This window comes from Gammaproteobacteria bacterium (assembly GCA_009838035.1).
Lineage (GTDB): Bacteria > Pseudomonadota > Gammaproteobacteria > Steroidobacterales > Foliamicaceae > Foliamicus.
This window is the reverse complement of the sequence record VXSK01000018.1, coordinates 1-18,232: the sequence shown is the minus strand read 5'-3', so window position 1 is coordinate 18,232 and position 18,232 is coordinate 1. Positions and strand designations below refer to the sequence as shown.

Below are 18,232 nucleotides of genomic sequence, written 5' to 3'. Positions count from 1 at the left end.
CCGCTAGCGTCATTTCATGATCCCTGACGATGAAATCCCGAACTCTCGGCGTGGTGATGGATCCGATCGGCACCATCGCGCCGCAAAAGGATAGCACTCTGGCGCTGCTCCGCGAGGCGCAGCGGCGTGGCATTGCGCTCCATCACTTCACTCTCAACGATATCGATATCCGCGACGGCCGCGCCTTCGGACAGGGCGCGCCGCTTGAAGTCACCGATGACGACGCCGATTGGTTCCGGCTGGGCTCCGCGCAGGACATGCCGCTCGGAGAACTGGACTTGCTCTTCATGCGCAAGGACCCCCCGTTCAACGCCGAGTACATTTTCGCCACTTACGTGCTGCAGCGGGCCAAGGACGAGGGCGCGTTGGTGGTGAACGATCCCCAGGCTCTGCGGGACGTAAACGAGAAGGTTTTCATCGCCTGGTTCCCCGAATTCACCCCGCCCACGATCGTTACCCGGTCGATGGACCGGATCCGTGACTTCCTTTCCGAGCACGGCCGCATCGTCGTCAAGCCGCTGGACATGATGGGAGGCCATGCCATTTTTGCCCTCGACGAAGCGGACAAGAACCTGGCGGTCATTCTCGAGACCATTACCGTCGGCGAGACCCGATACGCGATGGCGCAGCGGCACCTGCCCGAAATCGTTGAGGGCGATCGGCGGGTGCTGCTGATCGACGGGCGCCCGATGAACCCGGCGCTGAACCGGGTGCCCCGGACCGATGACAATCGCGGCAACCTGATGGCCGGCGCGCGGGCGGAAGTTTGCGATCTGACGCCCCGGGACCTGCAGATCTGCGAGCGCGTCGGCGCCGAGCTGGCGGTTCGCGGAGTGGCGTTCGCCGGACTGGACATCATCGGCGATTACCTGACCGAAGTGAACATCACCAGCCCCACGGGAATACGGGAAATCCAGAAACTGGCGGGAGTGGACGCCGCCGCCCGGTTGTTCGACAGCCTGCTCGAACGCCTGGGCAGGACCGCCCCCTAGTTCCGGTAGATATAATCCCGGTAGGAGGCAGAAACCAGCCGTCATGGAAGAACTCGACTCACTTTCCGGCAAGCTTCTCATCGCCATGCCGGGGATGCCCGATTCCCGCTTTCGCCAGACAGTGACCTACCTGTGCGGGCACAACAGCGACGGCGCACTGGGGATCGTCATCAACCGCCCGTCCGACATGAAGCTCGGCGAAGTGTTCGAGCAACTATCGCTCGACAGCGGGGACCGCGACCTCGCCAACCAGAGCATCCTCAAGGGCGGACCGGTAAACCGCGAGCGGGGATTTGTGCTGCATGAGGCCGGCGGCAGCTGGGATTCCACGATCTCGATTTGCGGCAACATCGAGGTGACCACCTCGCGGGACGTGCTGTCGGCGATCGCCGGGGGCAAGGGTCCTCGCCGGGCGCTCCTGGCCCTGGGCTGCGCCGGCTGGGGAGAGGGTCAGCTGGAACGCGAACTGCGCTCGAATTCCTGGCTGGTGGTCGATGCTACGGAGGAAATCCTCTTCGAGACCCCGTACGAACAGCGTTGGGCCGCTTCCGCGGCGCTGCTCGGGGTGGATGTCTCCCGGCTGGGGCTGCAAGCCGGCAACGCCTGACCCGCGATCGTTCCGATCGCATTGTGCTGACAGGCCCCCATGCGCACCGAGCCTGCGATCGCCCTCGACTTCGGATTGAAGCGCGTCGGCGTTGCGACCGCCACGGGCGGCGTGATCACGGCCCGCAGGCACCTGCCGGCGCGCGCCGGACTGCCGGAATGGGCCGAGCTGGACCGGCTCGTTCACGACTACGGTCCGCAGGTCCTGGTGTTGGGCTGTCCGCCCGATCCCGATCCTGAGTTCGAGCTTGCGCTCAAACGTTTTCGCAAGCACCTGAAGGGCCGCTACGGGCTGGCGGTGGAAACGGTCCAGGAACACCTCACGACCCGCGAGGCCAACGCCTGGCTGCGGGAACAGCGTTCAACCGGCGAATTTGGCCGGCGGGCCCGCAAGGGAGAGGTGGACAGCCTCGCCGCCTGCCTGATTGCCCGGGACTGGCAGGAGAAACAAGCATGAACACTCGGAGATTCGTCTGTGCGCTGGCCGCGGCGTTCGTACTGAGCAGCGCCGCGCCCGCCGCGGAACTGGTCCTGGTTGCCGGCGCGTCCGGGCGCACCGGCAACGCGGCGATGCGGCTGCTGGACGAACAGGGCTACGCGGTGCGCGCGACGACCACCAATCGTGACCGCGCCGTGCGGCACCACGGCGATCAGTGGGACTGGGTAGAGCTGGACGTGCGCGATCGCGACGCGGTGTTTGCGGCCATGCAGGACGTGGACCATGTGATCTGCGCCATCGGCTCCCGATCCCTGATCGGCGGGAACGGCCCGGAACACGTCGATTATCGTGGTGTGGTCAATCTCGTGGATGCGGCGGTGGAGGCCGGGGTGCGGCACTTCGTCGTCGTGACTTCCGCGGCGGCGGGGCCCTACCGCGAGCGCAGCCGGATGATCATTTTCGCGCGCGCCAGGCACTGGAAGACGATGGGGGAAAACCATCTCAAGCGCAGCGGCCTGGCATACACCGTGATCGGACCCAGTGCCCTTCAGGAAGAACCTGCGAACGGCGGCGAACCGCTGCGGGTGATGGCGCGCGCCGACTACGAGACGGGCGCCGTGGCAATCGCGGACGTGGGCATGCTGACGGTTGACGCCCTTGTCAATCCGGATGCCCGCAACAAGAGCTACGGGGTCGTTCGCGACGAGTCCGTTGCGCCCGGCGCCTGGCGGGGAATGCTGAAGACGATTAGGCTGGACAGCGAAACGGAAGAGGCGCCGGACCATCCGCTCATGCCCGATCCCGAATGACACGACACCGGGGGCGGGGCTCGACACTAGTCGTGGCCGGCCTCCCAGTCGGGCGTCCGCTCAAGCACGCCCGGATCGCGTTCCTCCAGCTCGGCGCGAAATTCCGCCGGCAGTTCTTCCGCGCGGCGAAAGTTCTTGCCGACCACCGACCAGTACATGTGCCCGGGCAGGTCCCCCATATCCAGAAATCCCGACCAATCCCTGACCGCGTCCCAACTGTACGACGGGGCCAGGGAAGTGATGCCCGGGTCCGCGAGAGACGCAGCAGGCAGCGTGAACGTGTCGATGGACAGTTCCCGCCGAACCTTTCCGCCGGCTGGGGTGAACGCGCTGAAGGCCCTGCGCCGAATGATGACTTCGTCGCCGGCGCGCAGCAATTCAAGCATGACCGGCCGATCCAGAATGGAACTCTCCCAAGGCACGTCCAACAGCAGGACCACGCGCTCGGGCGAATAGCGAACCGGCTGGCCGGGCCCGCACGGAATCCTGAGCTCGGTCCGTTTGCCGGTCAGGGGATTGACGAACTCGTCGATAAACGCGCCGGAAACCGCGTCTCTGTAGAGCCGGCAGGCGATCGTGCGCTCTTCGTAGAGGTCTTCGGCCAGGCGTCGAAACTGCCTGATCGTGACGCTCTCGATCAAGAACAGCGCGACGCCGTCCGCGTCCTGGGGTACGCCATACGCGGTGCCGGTGGCCCATTCGTAAGTCACGCCGCCCGCGATATCGCCCTTGAGCCGCAACCAGGTCTCCATGGCGGTCCGTGGATCGGACACGTCGGGAAACTCCGCTGCCGCCGTCGGGGCGGCAAGTCCCGCGGCGATCGCAACGCAGGCAGCGTGGAGTAGGTGTCGCGCGCGACAAATCGGTCGCGGCAATGCACAATTCATATTCCTGATGACCCTATTGCCCAAGTGGACAAATTATGCGCGCTGGGCGTGAAACGACACCAGTCTTCGTCGAGGAAGGCGAGGTGCTGTCGCACCGGGAATATCCGGGAGGCCAGTACCGACTCCGGCTCCGCACGCCGCGCTGCGCCGCGGCGGCGCGGCCAGGCAGCTTCGTGCATTTGCGCTGCGATTCGGAACTGCTCCAGCGCCGGCCGCTGTCGATCATGCTTGCCGATGCCGACGAAGGCTGGATCGAACTGCTGTACAAAACCGGAGGGCAGGGACTGACCCTGCTTTCGGCCGCCGAACCCGGGTCCGTGCTGCATTCCATGGGGCCGATCGGACACGGCTTTTCCCTTTCCGAAGCGCGCCCTATTGTGCTCCTGCTGGGCGGTGGAGTGGGCATTCCGCCGGTTCTCTTCCAGGCCCGGCGCCTGGCGGGAAACGGCAATTGGAGCCCCCGGCTGTTCCTGGGTTCGGAGCTGCCTTTTCCGTTTGCGCTGGAAAAGCACGGCAAGGAGAACCGTTTGCGTTGCGCCGAACAGTGGGGCGTGCCTTCGCACCTGGCCAGCAACGCCGGCCTGGAAGGCTGCCATCGCGGTAACCTCACCGAAACGGCGCACGAATGGCTGGACGCTCTGCCGCGGGAGCGGCTGCCCGAAGTGGCGGTGTACGCCTGCGGGCCCACACCGATGCTGAAGGCCGCGGCGCAACTGGCGGCGGATTTCGGCGTCCATGCCGAGCTGTGCCTGGAGGAATACATGGCCTGCGCGGTGGGCGGGTGTGCCGGATGCACCGTCGAAGCCCATACGCCCGACGGCCTGGCCATGAAGCGGGTTTGCGTGGACGGGCCGGTGTTTCCCGCAACCTGGATCTATCCGTCCTAGGGTTCGGGAAATGCGACCGCTCTTTATCGGCCTGATTTCGGGAACCAGCATGGACGGCGTGGACGCTGCGCTGGTGGATTGCTCGGGCCCGGAACCGCGCCTGGCCGCGACGCACACCGGCGCCTATCCGGAGGAGATTGCCGTGCGTTTGCGGGCTGCCGCCCGGAGCAAGGGGGAATGCGGGCTTGCGGAAGCCGCGGCGTTGGACGCCGAAATAGCGGCCGTATTCGCCGAAGCCGTCCTTGCGCTCCTCGATGGTGCGCGTTGCGACCCCGACCGGATCGAGGCGATCGGCAGCCACGGCCAGACTCTCTTGCACGCACCCGACGCGCGCTTGCCGCACACCGTGCAGATCGGGTCGCCTGCGCGCATCGCGGCCCTCACAGGCATGGTTACCGTGGGCGACTTCCGCAGCGCCGACATGGCGCTGGGCGGACAGGGTGCGCCCCTGGCGCCCGTGTTTCACCAATGGATGTTCGGCCGTTCCGGCGAGACCCGGGCGGTCGTCAATATCGGGGGCATCGCCAATCTCAGCGTCCTGGCCGGCGATGGCGGCGTTACGGGTTACGACACGGGGCCCGGAAACACGCTGCTCGATTCCTGGGCGCGCACCTGCCGCGGGGAAGCGTATGACGAAAACGGACAGTGGGCGAGATCGGGACAGGTTAACGCGGGACTGCTTGAGCGCCTGCTTGCGGACGACTATTTTTCCGCGCCTGCGCCGAAAAGCACGGGACCCGAATATTTCAATCTGCACTGGCTGGAGCGGGCCGGTATTTCGGACAAGGCGCCCGAAGACGTGCAGGCGACGCTGCTGGAACTGACCGCGGCCAGCATCGCCGGCGCGGTACAGGCCTCCTGCGCCGGCGCGGCGCTGGCCGTCTGCGGCGGCGGAGCGTCGAATTCCTTTCTGATGGAGCGGCTGTCGGCAAACTGTCCGGAATCGAGCCTGGTGACGACCGAGGCATGGGGCGTACACCAGGACTGGGTGGAAGCGGCCGGATTCGCCCTCCTGGCCCGCGCCCGCCTGCTGCGCGAGCCGGGCAATGAACCGGCGGTCACCGGGGCCAGCAGGGCCTTGCCGCTGGGCGGGGTTTTCCTTCCCTCCTGAACTCCCCCGGCGCCTCGGATGCAAGAATAGCAAGACCATGAACGGCAGCTTGAGAACGGTCGACCATGCGGATGCGGATTCGCAGAGTCTGACGGCGCGCTGGCGGCGCGACTGGGCGCTGGCGCGACGAATACTCGGCATGCTGTGGTTCTATTTCACGGCCGGCCGGCATGTGCGCAAAGCTTACGGTGCTTGCGAGCGCGAGGGCAGGGTGTACTGGGTGGACGGCGTCGGCGGCGAAGAACGATGAGTCTCGCTAACGGCCGGATCCGCCCCAGCAACCCCCCGCCGCCGGAATACGCTTTCGGCTACCTCAGGCCGCCACGTTCCGGCAACGAGATCAACGGCCTGGACGAGCGCGAATTCCGCCAGGCAACGGCCGTGTTTCACAATGCCGGTAACGCGCAACTGGAATGGCAGGCGCTGGACGACTTCTTCGGGCTGATCAACCCATGGGGCGTGGTTCGGCACGTTGTCGCCAACGCCTGGCAATTGCGCAAGCGCAGCGGTCCGGTGGCGTCGCGGCGGGTCGAAGCGGATCCCGAGGCGATGAGCGAGCGCGTAAAGGCGGCCGCCCGGGATTTCGGCGCGGACTTGGTGGGCATTGCGGCGGTCACCGACGAGGCCGTGTTTTCGGGACGCGCCGCACCCTACCGCACGGCGATCTGCATTGGCCTTTCGATGGACCAGGACAAGATGGCGCATGTGCCGCAGGACACGGCAGCCGTGGAGGTCATGCGGGCATACCGTGAGATCGCCCGCATTGCGCTCAGGCTGGGCCGCTACATCCGCCGACTGGGCTGGCCGGCCAAGGCCTATGGCAACCCCAACAGCACCGAAATTCTGCACATCCCGCTGGCGGTCGCGGCCGGGCTGGGCCAGCTCGGCAAGCACGGATCGATGATCAGCAAGGAGCACGGCTCGAACTTCCGCCTGGCCGCGGTTCTCACCGACCTGCCCCTGGCTCTCGATGAACCGGTCGATATCGCCGTCGACGATCTTTGCATGGGCTGCAAGCGCTGCGTGGTCGATTGCCCGCCGGACGCCATATTCAACGAGAAGCAGTGGATACGCGGCGAGAAGCGCTGGTACGTCGATTTCGACAAGTGCATCCCGTATTTCGTCAAAACCCACGGCTGCGCCATCTGCATCGAGGTCTGCCCCTGGAGCCGCCCCGGCCAGGGCCCCAGACTGGTCGAAAAGCTGATGGCCAAACGCCGCCGCGGCTCAGCAACACGCAATCCGCAGGGAGCAGCGTGAACGCGCCATATTTCCTGGGGCTCGCGCTTTTCCTGATGCTGATGGCCGCAAACGCGGGCGCCCAGGAGGCGCGCGGCGAGAGCGCCGAAGCCCGGGTGATCGAGGAGATCGTGACGATCGGCACGCGGCGGCGCGAGCGGGCCGCGGTCGATACCGCGGTGCCGGTGGACGTGTTCAGCGCGGAAGAAATCTCCAGCGTCAACTCGTCGGACCTGATCGAGGTGATCAACGCCATTGTGCCGTCGTTCGCCGCGCGGCGGCACCCGATTTCCGACGGCGCGAGTTTCATCAGGCCCACGCACATGCGCGGCCTGGACACCCACCACACGCTGGTGCTGATGAACGGCAGGCGCCGTCATCGCTCGGCGCTGATGCAGGTGGGGGGGTTCGGCGCCCACGGCGCGGACATCGGCGCCATTCCGTCGATCGCTATCGAATCCATGGAGGTGCTCCGTGACGGCGCGTCCGCCCAGTACGGTTCGGACGCCATCGCGGGCGTGATCAATTTCAACCTCAAGCAGGCCGATACGGGCGCCGAGCTGCGCGCCCGCTCCGGTCGCTACGGTGACGGGGATGGCGAAGAGTTCACGCTGGAAGGCAACGTCGGTTTTGCCCTGCCGAACGGCGGCTTTCTGAACTTCAGCGGCCAGTATTCCGACTCGGCCCCCACCAGCCGCTCGCAGCCCTACGACCTGACGATTACCGGCTCGGGCCAGACGCCGCTGGAAGCCACGCTCAACCAGGTCACGCTGGACGGCATTACCTATTACGGACCCGACGCCCTGACCTACCGCTATTCGCCCACCGGCGAAGTCCTGCAGGCGGCGCGCGGCAGCGACGGCGTGCCGGACGATCTCGACAGTCGCTACGCGGACAACTTCGCCGGCGTGGGCGGCAATCGCGAATTTCGCAGTCCGGCTCAGATCTGGGGCCAGCCGGACCGCCGGCAACTGCTGGCCTCGGCCAACGCCTCCCTGCCGCTGTCGGACAGCCTCGAACTGCATGGATTTGCCACGTGGGCCGACAAGGATCAGTCGGGGGGATTCTTCTACCGCCGCGCGGGCGTGAGCCAGCTACTGCCGGTTCGGCTGGCCGACGGCACGATCTACGATCCGAGGGCCCGCCTGTATCCGGCCGGCTTCACCCCGCAGTTTTCCGGCGACGTAATGGACTACGCGATCACAATCGGCCTGTCCGGCAGCGCCTGGCAGGATCTCAGTTTCGACCTTTCGGCCGGGTATGGATACGACCGGATCGCCTACTTCATTGAAAAGGGAATTATGTAGAAAAGTGCCGAAACACCCAAAAATCAATAACTAATCCTTATTGTTCTTCTGATTCAACTCTTCCAGCAATTCCACAATTCTGCCAAGATTCTTCATTTGCTCGGCCATTCCAACCCAATAGTCGTCACCCCAAAATACCTTCTTAAACGCCTTGGCAATGTTCTCGCCCAGTTTATCAAATTTCTCATCTACATCATCCATTCGTTTTTCCAGTTCCTTTACTCGTTTTTCGAGCGCTTCAAATTCCTCATTCATTATTTATTCCTCCTCGAACAACTTATCGACATAATTTCCCAAGTCGTTCAATTGTTCTGATACGGCCTCACGAAGTTCCTCCTTTGCCTTCGTGATTGCTTCAAGGCCTTTCATACTGGACAAAGTCGTGGCCAGTGCTGACTTATATTCTTCCAGAATATTTACGAGCGGCTGAGAATGTTCTTTGCCCAAATCAATAATTTTCAGTTCCACGACTACGATTCCTCCCTTTCTGAAATTATTTCTATAATCCCCTCAGGCGCATCGTATCCCTCAGCCTCCGCCTGATCTATGGCTTTCTCCAGCAAATTGGAATAGGTATGTTTGGCCTTATTAAGATTCCGAATGTTCCTTTCGTATTGCGGGTTATCTAGTCCTTGCTCTTCTCTGAAATCTCGTTCCTCGTTTACGGCCTGTTCCCATTCCTGATAGTTCGCCACCATATTGCCTCCATACCACCAAGTATTGAGACGTACGTCATCTGACCAATGACCTGCTCCTCCGTTGTTTATCAATTGAGCAAAAGCGATTCGAGATTTCTCGTAACTTTCTCGTCCCTTGCTTACGTCGGAGGCATACCTTCTAGGGTCCATCTGCCACCGTCTAGCTTCCTCTTCGCGATGTCTAGCTCGGTCCTCACGCCATTCTTCCCGCCGTTTAGGTTCCTCCGCTATCCGTTTCTTTTCTTCTTCGGCCAATCTTGCGGACACTCTATGTTTGTATGTCGGATCATTCGGCGTAGGAGTCCTCCAGTATTTCTTGCCTTTATCCCTGGCATCCAACCGATCCAAACACCACATATACTCTTTGAATTCTCCCGTGGACCGACCGATAGACGCGCATCTCTCGTAGTCGTATTCCTGTCCTGTCGCGGTCGTTGTAATGATGATTCCGACCAACGCCAGATATCGCAGTGATTTCATAATCCATTCCTCTGTCACTTCACAAAACCGACACATAGGTGTCGGGCCATTGTGAAATTCTCAGTGACAGAGATATTCCTGCCTATTGGCCTGGTCAAGGGGATCAGTCCTCGACGGGCAACGGCTTATTCAGCAGGTAACCCGACGATGCGGATCACTGAGAATTTCACATTGCTGATCTTCGCCGAACCGAATAATGATGTCAATAGTCCACTAAAAAACCTTGACTTTTCGGCACTCTACTGTAAAATATAACTATGAATGGAGAAAGTATGATGACTAAGAAATCACCAGGTAAATCAGAGAGAAAGGGCATATCACTGATTGAAATTATGAGGATGTTCCCTGACGATGATGCGGCGGAGAAGTGGTTTGTGAATAAGCGTTGGCCGAACGGAGTTAACTGCCCTCATTGTGGTTCTATCAATGTTCAGACAGGGGCCAAGCACAAGACGATGCCTTTCCGCTGCCGCGAGAAAGAATGCGCCAAGCGTTTCAGCGCCAAGACAGGCACTGTTATGGAAGGTTCCAAGTTGGGATTTCAGGCTTGGATGATCGCTACGTATCAAATGACGACTTCACTGAAGAGCGTATCCAGTATGAAGTTACATCGGGACCTGAACATCAACCAGCGAAGCGCGTGGTTCCTGGCTCACAGGATCAGGACCGCGTTGACTGAAAAGGCCGCGAAGTTCTCAGGTCCGATCGAGGTGGACGAAACCTACTTTGGAGGCAAGCGAGACCGAATGCACAATTCCAAGCGCAAGCAGTTGGAAGGCCGAGGAACTGTTGGCAAAACCGCCGTTGCTGGATTGAAGAACCGAGAAAGCAACAAGGTCACTGCGAAGGTGGTATCCAGGACTGATGCTGCCACGTTACAGGGATTTGTGGCGGAACACGCCGAGGAAGGATCAACCGTATATACCGATGAAGCAAAGGCATACACTGGACTGCCTTTCAATCACGGCACAGTAAAACATAGCGTGTCTGAATACGTGAATGGCAATATCCATACCAACGGTATCGAGAGTTTCTGGTCAATGCTGAAACGGGCCCATAAAGGAACATTCCACAAGATGAGCCCGAAGCATCTTGACCGATACGTCCAGGAATTCTCGGCCCGTCATAATCTGCGCGAGTTGGATACTCGGGAAATTATTGAAACGGTGTTGTCGGGTATGGAACATAAACGGCTCAAATACGATAGCCTGATTGCTGACAATGGTCTGCCGTCAGGAGCAAGGGCGGCTTGAATATAAGGAATAACAGGAATGAGGAAACAATCAGATAAGAACCAATCTGTCAATACAGATACTAAACCGCGTATCGTGAATATCGCGGCATCGGACTACCAACCAAGTAAAGCCGAACTGGAAGAAGATATGCGGGTGTCGATGTCGTTTGAAAAAGCCGTGGAGATACTGGCTCAACCAGTGAGGCCGAAAAATACCAAGCAGTCAGAACCGTAATTCGAAATCAGTTTGTTCCATACGTGCTAGTAAAATAGTGGCGTTTCAGGAGGGACCAATATTGACTGAAGGTCATTTCTATTACGCTCATATTGAAAAAACCGACGGCAAATATTTTGAAGTTCACAAGAAAGGATGTAAGTACCTTCCAGATGCTGAGAATCGAGTGAACTTGGGGTATTTTGACGATTGCGAGTTGGCAGTTATGAAGGCCGAGGAACTTGAGTTGATACCTTCAGACGGATGCTGGCATTGCTCTCCCGAATGTCATATTGGTTGAAGCATAGATCCTTGCTGAACTTCGCTCCATTCCTTCAATGAGTTTGGCGCTCTAGGCAAAATTACCAATACTCGACCGTCCTCTAATGCGATGTTGCCGTACAGACTGCCGTGCCCGCAGCAACTCGCGATGGTGTGAATATTGGCGGCATTCAGAGCAGCGACAATTCGGGCAATACAATGATCAATGCTTCTTACGCTGCCCTTAATCGGCATAGGGCATTGATTGAGTCTGGTTTTTGTACCGGTGGGTCTATCGCAAAATTCACATCCTTGAAATTCTCGAGTCACTTAGTTATTTAGTCGCTTCGGCACTTTTCTACATAATTCCCATTGAAAACACCCTCAATCCATCGCTTGGCCCCGACACGCCCACCCGTTTCCGGCCGGGAGCGCTGGTCAACGACGAGCTGGCGGTCAACGCCGATTTCGTATGGCCGTGGGACATCGGTAATCTGGCCAGCCCGGTGAATGTCGCCTTCGGATTCGAATACCGCGACGAGAGCTATCGCATTGAAGCGGGCGACCCCAGGTCCTATGAGGTGGGGCCCTTCGGCGTGCCCGATCCGTTCAACCTGGAAGTCACTCAGGCGGAGGTGGACGCCGACCCGGACGATGATCTGACCATGGTGGAGTGCCGTATTCCCGGATTTGAAGCGATCGGCCGGCTCTGTCCCGCAGGCGATCCGGTCAACAATGCGGTGCCTATAGGCTCGAACGGCTTCCCCGGCTACCCCCCGGGCTTCGCTTCGCGCCGCAGCCGCGGCAGCCATGCCGCCTATGTGGATTTCGCGGCGGACCTGACGGACTGGTGGCTGCTGGAGGTGGCCGGGCGTTACGAGGACTTCCAGGACTTCGGCGACGTGGCGACCTGGAAAGTGGCTGCGCGCTATCGGTTGAACGACAGCGTCAACCTGCGCGGCTCGGCCGGTTCCGGTTTCCGGGCGCCCACACCCGCCCAGATTTCCACCACGGTGGTCTCGACCCGTATCGACGCGAACGGCATTCCCAGGTCCGAGGGCGTTTTCCCGCCGGACCATCCCGCCGCCGGGCTGTTCGGCGCCTCGCCACTCGGCCCCGAACACTCGCACTCCGTCACGCTGGGCCTGGCCGCCCGATCGCCTGCCGGGTTCGGACTTACGCTCGACTACTATCGCATCCGGCTGGACGATCGCACCGTGATGTCATCCCAGTTCACCGTGAACCCGGAACAGGCTGCCCGGTTGATCGCGCTTGGAGTTCCGGGCGCCAACGACATCTCCCGGGTACGGTTCTTCATCAACGATGTGGCCACGGAAACCAGCGGGGTCGATCTGGTCGTCACGGGCGGATTCGACTGGCGGCTTGGCGCCACTTCCCTGCAGGCGGCCTTCAACTTCAACCGGACCCGGTTTGCGGATACTGGGAAGTTCGTGGACGACGAAGCCCGGCACGACATTGAAGAGGGCAGTCCGTCGGTTCGCGGCGCGCTAACGCTCAGGCACGGCTGGGGGCTGTCCGATGTACTGTTGCGCGCCCGCTATTTCGGGGAATACAGCAACGCGAGCACGGCGGCCCTGGAGCGGGTGCAGAAATTCGGGGCGGAAGTGCTGCTGGATCTTGAAGCGGCCTTCACGCTGCGCGAGCGCTATACGCTCCGGATCGGGGCCGAGAACATCCTGGACAACTACCCCGACCCGGGCCAGTTCGAGGTCTGCTGCGGCCGAATTTACCGCAGCGACTCCATCGTGCCCTGGCAGGGCCGGCTGTTTTACGCGCAATTGGGAGTCTCGTTCTTCTGACGGGCCCCGGGCAGAGCAACGCATGAGCAACGCTGCCATCGCCGCTCGGCTGAAAACAGTCAGGACACGAATCGCAAGCGCCGCGATTCGCTCCGGCCGGCGCTCGGACGAAATCCGGATCCTCGCCGTCACCAAGGCCCATGGCAAGGACGCCGTGCTTGCCGGCCATGGGGCGGGCCTGACCGACTTCGGCGAAAACTTCGCCCAGGAAGCGATCGCCAAGATGGGCGAAGTCGGGCCCGGCGGCACCTGGCACTTCATCGGCCAGTTGCAGTCGAACAAGACGCGCCTGATAGCGGAGCATTTCGACTGGGTGCATACCGCGATTCGCGAACGCATCGTCCTGCGGCTTGCCACACAGCGGCCGGAAGATGCACCGCCTTTGAATACGTGCATACAGGTCCGGATGCAACCGGAAGACACCCGTCCCGCGCTGCCCCCGGAGCAGGTAGCGCAACTGGCGGAACTGATACGTGCGCAGCCACGCCTCAGGCTGCGCGGCCTGATGGGAATCCCGATGCCCGATGCGCCGCGCGAAGCCTATTCCAACCTTCGTTCTCTGTTCGACCGGCTCAATCAAGCAGGCCTGAACCTGGACACGCTGTCCATGGGCATGACCGCCGACCTCGAAACCGCCGTCGAATGCGGCGCCACCCTCGTGCGCGTCGGCACCGCCCTCTTCGGCCCCCGCCCGCAACGCTAAGAAAACCACCCCCGTAACGGGAGCGGCCACCCAACTCTGTGTACGCCTCTGCGGTCCCTCAATTGCAAGACGTAAGGGGCAATTTATAGAAAAAGTAACGGGCAAATTAAAGACGAACCAACGGGTAATTTATCGGTTATAGAACGGCCTTGCGCTCTCGGCAATCATGTCCTTGCCATTGGCAAGCTCGCATATTCTTCCTTCGTCTGAAAATTGTGCTTGACACATTGCAATGTGGAGGTAAACTACGCGCCCCATGCAATCGAAAACCAGACAACGCCAGTTATGCGCGGGCGGCGCGCTCGCAGGGGCGGAGACCCTGCGGACGAGCCGCATGCTCGTGGAATGGCATGGAATCAATTGCGAGGATTACATGCGTTAGCCTTCTGATGACAACGGGTCTGGAAGGCTTGCAAACCGAACCTTCCGGATCAGCCCGAAAAGCTCTGGTCGGTTCGAAAACCGCCAGGGCTTTTTTGTTGCCTTGTTGGATGTTCTTTGACAACGGGGATTGTGTGTTGTGTCGGGGCAGCGCTTCGCGTCGGGCGAGGCGGCCGCGGGTTCCTTCGGCGCGCGCCTGCGCGCCTGTCCGGACACCCTGATTCGTCCTTTCGGCTTCGGCCGAACGGAAAACCCCCTTCGGCTTCGGCCGGAGCGGGATGGCGGCCTGGCGCCGGATAATCGTCGGCGACGGCGGGAAAGGGGCGCTCCCCATGGCGTCTCGCCGGACTTTCGTGTTCGGTCCGTCCAGGCAAGCCCGGCCCTCCTGTCCTCGCTGGAAAGCGGCGGGGATAGCGGCACAAGCGATGCGCGGAAGTATCGGGCTTACGCACCAGCTCCGGTTGGGAATGCGGGCCCGTGAGAGAACGCGTGGTGGCGCAATCCGCGAAACCGACATCGCCAACCGTGAAGGGCAACGGGTAGTGCGCGGCAGTGCGAGCCTTACAAGCGAGCGCCCGCGTGCAGAGTGCCGGGGTTCTGGCGGCAAGCCAGCGTCCTTGCATTCGGTCGAGTAACCGGTAGGCGAAAGACAGTCGGCGTGTCGTATTTCGTGGCCCAAAAGGCGGCGAAGCGACCGGGGCGCGCACGCCGAAGTGGGGATTCGCGTTTTTGGCTTAGTTGGTAGAGCAATCGCATGCCAGGCGATAGGCGCCGGTTCGAGTCCGGCAATTCGCTTTTAGGATGAAACGCAAAGACGCGCCCCGGCGCGCGCTGAAAGTGGCTTAAGGCCGGAGCCTTCGGGCAATCCGGCGGGCCGGAAGCCGCAAGCGGAAAGCCCTTGGCGGAACATCGCACGGTTGGGTAGCCCCCATTCGGAGCCTGCGAGGCTCACGGTACGTGAACCGCCGATTAGGCGCGCGGGACGAGTGAACCGCCACACTCTCAAAAAGGCAGTCATGGCCGCTTACGGCGGCGCCGGCTTCGGCCGGGCCGCCGTGGACACACGGGCAACGGCCGCCACACGCAAGGTGGTCGGTACTCCCGCCAAAGCGCGGCCGGGAAACGGCGTAGTCTCAACCGTTTCCATACACAAGGCCGTCTGACGGGAATTGGCATACCTGCCTGTCTCAGAAACAGGTGTTTCCTGGTTCGAATCCAGGGGCGGCTACCGAATTCAATAGCGGGCCAGAGCACCCCTGTGGCCGTCTGACGGGAATTGGCATACCTGCCTGGCCAAGAACCAGGCGTTTCTCCGTTCGAATCGGAGGGCGGCCATTAAATGACACGCGGATCTGACGGGAACGGTATACCTCGGCGGCTTAAACCCGCTGGCGTCCCGGTTCGAGTCCGGGGGTCCGCACCAGCGCGCGGCTGATGGGAATCGGTATACCTGGGTCGCTCAAAACGACTCGTTTCTCCGTTCGAATCGGAGGCCGCGCACCAGACACTACAATCACACAATCCTCTTTTTCAGAGTTCCCCTGCAACGAATTCGATGGACACGCCAATCCTGATTTGCAATGCGTAGCAGGTAATTTGTCGATAGACCAGCGGGAAATTTGTCGGGTACTTGAATCACTGCTCGAATGGCTACTTAAGTTCGCTCATCGTAGTAACCGCATCATCACGGGCAATAAAGTACTTGATTCGGTTGCCTTACTGAAGTAAGGTTTTGGTAAGGAGATGCATGATGATCGTCAAGATCACATCAAAGAGGCAAGTTACTTTCCCGGCCCGCGTGCTGGATGCGCTGGGCGTCGGTGCCGGCGATCGCCTGGAACTGCACGAAGGTGCCGACGGCTTTATTCTGAAGCCGAAGCGGATAGACCATTCCCGCCTGGGCACGCTACACGGCAAGATCCGCCGCGGAATGGGGACTTTTGATCTGCAGGAGTTCAGGGAGCAGGCCTATGCCCCAGCGCTTCGGGATTGATACCTCCATTCTCGTGCGTTTACTGACGAGGGATCCGGAAGACGAATTCGAATATTGCGTCACTAGGCTCAGCACTCTGGTGGGCAATCACGATGGCGAGATTCTTGCTTCCAATCAGGTTATCGGCGAGGCCTATGTTGCGGTGCAGCATCACTATGGCGTTACCAGGGGTGATGTGCGTACTGCCTTGCTTGACGTCCTGCAAAGTGGGTTGGTTGCTCCACTGAACGGTCGATCCGCGATCGACGCCCTTTCGGCGACACAGGGCCCCGGCTTGTTTGACCGCCTTATCGCAGATGACTATTCGCGCGTTGGCCTGGAGACCTTGACGCTCGACCGAAGAATGGCTTCCCTGTCGGAAGCGCAACGCTTGTAAGCGCATTTCGTATATTCTCGCGCCATGAGTTCGCCCCAACGGCAATTGAGGGAACTGCGCCGCGGCGTGGTGGACCTGGTTCGCGAGGAGGAGCTGTTGGAGCGGCTGCGCGAAGACAGGCCGCTGCGGGTGAAGTGCGGGTTCGATCCCACGGCGCCGGACCTGCACCTCGGGCATGTGGTGATCCTCACCAAGATGCGCCAGTTCCAGGACTTCGGGCACGAGGTGATCTTCCTGATCGGCGATTTCACCGGGATGATCGGGGACCCTTCGGGACGCAGCAAGGCGCGTCCCACACTGACCGGGGAAAAGCTTAAGGAGAATGCCGCCACCTACGCTGAACAGGTGCACCGAGTGCTGGATCCCGAACTCACGCGCGTCGAGTTCAACTCGACCTGGATGAACCGTCTCAGCGCGGCGGACCTGGTTCGGCTGGCGGGCAAGCGCACGCTGGCGCGCATGCTGGAGCGCGACGACTTCAAGAAGCGTTTCGGCGAGGGCAACCCGATCGGCCTGCACGAGTTCATGTACCCGGTTGCCCAGGGCTACGACTCGGTGGCGCTGGAGGCCGATGTGGAGCTCGGCGGCACGGACCAGACTTTCAACCTGCTGCTCGGCCGGCAGATCCAGGCCGAGCATGGCCAGCCTTCGCAGATCGTTCTGACTCTGCCGCTTCTGGAAGGAACCGACGGCGTTCAGAAGATGTCCAAGTCGCTCGGCAATCACATCGCGATCATGGATCCGCCGGCGGAGATGTACGGGAAGCTCATGTCAGTATCCGACGAATTGATGTGGCGCTACCTGGACCTGCTGAGCCTTCGCACACAGTCCGAACTGGACGAACTTCGTGCCAGCGTGGAAACGGGCGGCAATCCGCGCGATGCGAAGATGGCGCTTGCGCACGAACTCACGGCGCGCTTTCACGGCGATGGCGCGGCGAATCAGGCGGCCGAGGATTTCTCCCGGCGTCACCGGCTTGGAGAAACGCCCGAAGACATGCCCGAAGTCACGATCGCGGGCGGCGATGCAGGCGTGCCGCTGGGCGAACTGGTCCGCCGCGCCGGCCTGGCGGCTTCGAATGCCGAGGCGATGCGGCTCATCGCGCAGGGCGCCGTGCGACTGGACGGAGAGCGTGTCAGCGACCGCTCCATGGTCGTGCCGGCCGGCAGCTCAAGCGTTCTTCAGGTGGGCAAGCGGCGCTTCGCACGCGTGAGTATAGAAACAGCTTCTTCATCTTGACTGCCCAATCGGCCGGACTATAATTGCCGATCCGCCGGGACTAACCCGGCACGCCGTCCGGCGAAAGCCTTTCCGAAAGGCACCTGGCGGCGGTTCTTTTTCAACAGGCGACAAGTTTGTGTGTGGGAACTCGCGTTCCGGGTCCCTGACGGGACCGCGCGAGAGACCTGTGTACTTGTACACATACAAAAGCGCAGGACTCAAGCTCAAAAGATACTTAATTGAAGAGTTTGATCCTGGCTCAGATTGAACGCTGGCGGCATGCTTAACACATGCAAGTCGAACGCGAACGTCCTCTTCGGAGGGCTAGTAGAGTGGCGGACGGGTGAGTAACACTTGGGAATCTGCCCGACAGTGGGGAATAACCCGGGGAAACTCGGGCTAATACCGCATACGTTCCATGGAAGAAAGGGGGCCTCTTCTTGAAAGCTCCCGCTGACGGATGAGCCCAAGTCGGATTAGCTAGTTCGTGAGGTAACGGCTCACGAAGGCAACGATCCGTAGCTGGTCTGAGAGGATGATCAGCCACACTGGGACTGAGACACGGCCCAGACTC

The 18,232-nt window shown here is 61.1% G+C and carries 21 protein-coding genes, 3 tRNA genes and 1 rRNA gene; 21 read left to right on the top strand and 4 right to left on the bottom strand.

What is annotated here, in order from left to right; all coding sequences use genetic code 11:
- The first annotated feature begins 29 nt into the window (after positions 1-29).
- The 4 genes from gshB to F4Y72_08320 are packed head-to-tail and all read left to right on the top strand — an operon-like array spanning position 30 to position 2,846.
- A complete protein-coding gene (gene gshB, locus F4Y72_08335) occupies positions 30-992 on the top strand; it encodes a glutathione synthase (protein ID MXZ28295.1) in 963 nt (320 codons plus the stop codon).
- Between the two features lie 43 nt (positions 993-1,035).
- The gene (locus tag F4Y72_08330; GenBank protein MXZ28294.1) at positions 1,036-1,599 is read left to right on the top strand and encodes a YqgE/AlgH family protein; all 564 of its coding nucleotides are present in this window, start codon (positions 1,036-1,038) and stop codon (positions 1,597-1,599) included.
- A gap of 39 nt (positions 1,600-1,638) precedes the next feature.
- A complete protein-coding gene (ruvX, locus tag F4Y72_08325) occupies positions 1,639-2,055 on the top strand; it encodes a Holliday junction resolvase RuvX (GenBank protein ID MXZ28293.1) in 417 nt (138 codons plus the stop codon).
- A complete protein-coding gene (locus F4Y72_08320; protein MXZ28292.1) occupies positions 2,052-2,846 on the top strand; it encodes an NAD(P)H-binding protein in 795 nt (264 codons plus the stop codon). The genes ruvX and F4Y72_08320 overlap by 4 nt, the downstream gene beginning before the upstream one ends.
- Before the next feature lie 26 nt (positions 2,847-2,872).
- Here the strand turns inward: F4Y72_08320 and F4Y72_08315 are convergent, their stop codons facing one another.
- Entirely contained in the window at positions 2,873-3,733 is an 861-nt protein-coding gene (locus tag F4Y72_08315) for a DUF1838 domain-containing protein (protein MXZ28291.1), read from the bottom strand.
- Between the two features lie 35 nt (positions 3,734-3,768).
- Here F4Y72_08315 and F4Y72_08310 point away from each other — a divergent pair, with 35 nt between their 5' ends.
- Genes F4Y72_08310 through F4Y72_08290 form a run of 5 tightly spaced genes read left to right on the top strand, consistent with a single transcriptional unit; the run spans position 3,769 to position 8,277 of the window.
- On the top strand, positions 3,769-4,620 hold the full coding sequence (locus tag F4Y72_08310) for a dihydroorotate dehydrogenase electron transfer subunit (GenBank protein ID MXZ28290.1): 852 nt from the start codon (positions 3,769-3,771) through the stop codon (positions 4,618-4,620).
- Positions 4,621-4,630: 10 nt separating this feature from the next.
- Positions 4,631-5,731, top strand: a complete 1,101-nt coding sequence (locus F4Y72_08305) for an anhydro-N-acetylmuramic acid kinase (protein MXZ28289.1) — start codon at positions 4,631-4,633, stop codon at positions 5,729-5,731.
- 37 nt (positions 5,732-5,768) lie between these two features.
- On the top strand, positions 5,769-5,981 hold the full coding sequence (locus tag F4Y72_08300) for a hypothetical protein (GenBank protein ID MXZ28288.1): 213 nt from the start codon (positions 5,769-5,771) through the stop codon (positions 5,979-5,981).
- Entirely contained in the window at positions 5,978-6,991 is a 1,014-nt protein-coding gene (locus tag F4Y72_08295; GenBank protein MXZ28287.1) for a 4Fe-4S dicluster domain-containing protein, read from the top strand. The genes F4Y72_08300 and F4Y72_08295 overlap by 4 nt, the downstream gene beginning before the upstream one ends.
- A complete protein-coding gene (locus F4Y72_08290; GenBank protein MXZ28286.1) occupies positions 6,988-8,277 on the top strand; it encodes a TonB-dependent receptor plug domain-containing protein in 1,290 nt (429 codons plus the stop codon). Before F4Y72_08295 ends, F4Y72_08290 begins: the two co-directional genes overlap by 4 nt.
- Positions 8,278-8,307: 30 nt before the next feature.
- On the opposite strand, the gene F4Y72_08285 is transcribed toward F4Y72_08290, so the two are convergent.
- Genes F4Y72_08285 through F4Y72_08275 form a run of 3 tightly spaced genes read right to left on the bottom strand, consistent with a single transcriptional unit; the run spans position 8,308 to position 9,455 of the window.
- Complete coding sequence (locus F4Y72_08285; GenBank protein MXZ28285.1) at positions 8,308-8,532, bottom strand: hemagglutinin; 225 nt, start codon at positions 8,530-8,532, stop codon at positions 8,308-8,310.
- Between the two features lie 3 nt (positions 8,533-8,535).
- The gene (locus F4Y72_08280) at positions 8,536-8,745 is read right to left on the bottom strand and encodes a hypothetical protein (protein ID MXZ28284.1); all 210 of its coding nucleotides are present in this window, start codon (positions 8,743-8,745) and stop codon (positions 8,536-8,538) included.
- 2 nt (positions 8,746-8,747) lie between these two features.
- Positions 8,748-9,455, bottom strand: a complete 708-nt coding sequence (locus F4Y72_08275; protein ID MXZ28283.1) for a hypothetical protein — start codon at positions 9,453-9,455, stop codon at positions 8,748-8,750.
- 257 nt (positions 9,456-9,712) lie between these two features.
- Between F4Y72_08275 and F4Y72_08270 the strand changes: the two genes are divergently transcribed.
- The 12 genes from F4Y72_08270 to F4Y72_08215 form a co-directional block, all read left to right on the top strand.
- Positions 9,713-10,708: an IS1595 family transposase gene (locus tag F4Y72_08270; protein MXZ28282.1), complete on the top strand. Its 996-nt coding sequence runs from the start codon at positions 9,713-9,715 to the stop codon at positions 10,706-10,708.
- Positions 10,709-10,726: 18 nt separating this feature from the next.
- Positions 10,727-10,924, top strand: coding sequence for a hypothetical protein (locus tag F4Y72_08265; protein ID MXZ28281.1), 198 nt, complete (start codon positions 10,727-10,729; stop codon positions 10,922-10,924).
- 91 nt (positions 10,925-11,015) lie between these two features.
- Positions 11,016-11,204, top strand: a complete 189-nt coding sequence (locus F4Y72_08260) for a hypothetical protein (protein ID MXZ28280.1) — start codon at positions 11,016-11,018, stop codon at positions 11,202-11,204.
- A 238-nt stretch (positions 11,205-11,442) separates the two neighbouring features.
- Positions 11,443-12,984, top strand: a complete 1,542-nt coding sequence (locus F4Y72_08255) for a TonB-dependent receptor (protein MXZ28279.1) — start codon at positions 11,443-11,445, stop codon at positions 12,982-12,984.
- A 22-nt stretch (positions 12,985-13,006) separates the two neighbouring features.
- On the top strand, positions 13,007-13,687 hold the full coding sequence (locus F4Y72_08250; protein ID MXZ28278.1) for a YggS family pyridoxal phosphate-dependent enzyme: 681 nt from the start codon (positions 13,007-13,009) through the stop codon (positions 13,685-13,687).
- A gap of 1,104 nt (positions 13,688-14,791) precedes the next feature.
- Positions 14,792-14,863 (top strand) — tRNA-Gly (locus F4Y72_08245).
- A gap of 358 nt (positions 14,864-15,221) precedes the next feature.
- Positions 15,222-15,296, top strand: a tRNA-Leu gene (locus F4Y72_08240).
- 118 nt (positions 15,297-15,414) lie between these two features.
- Positions 15,415-15,491, top strand: a tRNA-Leu gene (locus tag F4Y72_08235).
- Between the two features lie 324 nt (positions 15,492-15,815).
- Positions 15,816-16,061, top strand: a complete 246-nt coding sequence (locus F4Y72_08230; protein MXZ28277.1) for an AbrB/MazE/SpoVT family DNA-binding domain-containing protein — start codon at positions 15,816-15,818, stop codon at positions 16,059-16,061.
- Positions 16,039-16,437, top strand: a complete 399-nt coding sequence (locus F4Y72_08225; protein MXZ28276.1) for a type II toxin-antitoxin system VapC family toxin — start codon at positions 16,039-16,041, stop codon at positions 16,435-16,437. The genes F4Y72_08230 and F4Y72_08225 overlap by 23 nt, the downstream gene beginning before the upstream one ends.
- A 24-nt stretch (positions 16,438-16,461) precedes the next feature.
- Positions 16,462-17,676, top strand: coding sequence for a tyrosine--tRNA ligase (locus F4Y72_08220; protein ID MXZ28275.1), 1,215 nt, complete (start codon positions 16,462-16,464; stop codon positions 17,674-17,676).
- A 218-nt stretch (positions 17,677-17,894) separates the two neighbouring features.
- Positions 17,895-18,232 (top strand): 16S ribosomal RNA (locus F4Y72_08215); the annotation flags it as partial.

Coding starts and splice junctions, on each gene's coding strand:
- F4Y72_08310 (MXZ28290.1), top strand. CDS start 3,769: ATGCGCGCTGGGCGTGAAACGACACCAGTCTTCGTCGAGGAAGGCGAG.
- F4Y72_08270 (MXZ28282.1), top strand. CDS start 9,713: ATGAATGGAGAAAGTATGATGACTAAGAAATCACCAGGTAAATCAGAG.
- F4Y72_08220 (MXZ28275.1), top strand. CDS start 16,462: ATGAGTTCGCCCCAACGGCAATTGAGGGAACTGCGCCGCGGCGTGGTG.
- F4Y72_08305 (MXZ28289.1), top strand. CDS start 4,631: ATGCGACCGCTCTTTATCGGCCTGATTTCGGGAACCAGCATGGACGGC.
- F4Y72_08295 (MXZ28287.1), top strand. CDS start 5,978: ATGAGTCTCGCTAACGGCCGGATCCGCCCCAGCAACCCCCCGCCGCCG.
- F4Y72_08230 (MXZ28277.1), top strand. CDS start 15,816: ATGATGATCGTCAAGATCACATCAAAGAGGCAAGTTACTTTCCCGGCC.
- F4Y72_08330 (MXZ28294.1), top strand. CDS start 1,036: ATGGAAGAACTCGACTCACTTTCCGGCAAGCTTCTCATCGCCATGCCG.
- ruvX (MXZ28293.1), top strand. CDS start 1,639: ATGCGCACCGAGCCTGCGATCGCCCTCGACTTCGGATTGAAGCGCGTC.
- F4Y72_08315 (MXZ28291.1), bottom strand. CDS start 3,733: ATGAATTGTGCATTGCCGCGACCGATTTGTCGCGCGCGACACCTACTC.
- gshB (MXZ28295.1), top strand. CDS start 30: ATGAAATCCCGAACTCTCGGCGTGGTGATGGATCCGATCGGCACCATC.
- F4Y72_08300 (MXZ28288.1), top strand. CDS start 5,769: ATGAACGGCAGCTTGAGAACGGTCGACCATGCGGATGCGGATTCGCAG.
- F4Y72_08250 (MXZ28278.1), top strand. CDS start 13,007: ATGAGCAACGCTGCCATCGCCGCTCGGCTGAAAACAGTCAGGACACGA.
- F4Y72_08275 (MXZ28283.1), bottom strand. CDS start 9,455: ATGAAATCACTGCGATATCTGGCGTTGGTCGGAATCATCATTACAACG.
- F4Y72_08265 (MXZ28281.1), top strand. CDS start 10,727: ATGAGGAAACAATCAGATAAGAACCAATCTGTCAATACAGATACTAAA.
- F4Y72_08285 (MXZ28285.1), bottom strand. CDS start 8,532: ATGAATGAGGAATTTGAAGCGCTCGAAAAACGAGTAAAGGAACTGGAA.
- F4Y72_08320 (MXZ28292.1), top strand. CDS start 2,052: ATGAACACTCGGAGATTCGTCTGTGCGCTGGCCGCGGCGTTCGTACTG.
- F4Y72_08225 (MXZ28276.1), top strand. CDS start 16,039: ATGCCCCAGCGCTTCGGGATTGATACCTCCATTCTCGTGCGTTTACTG.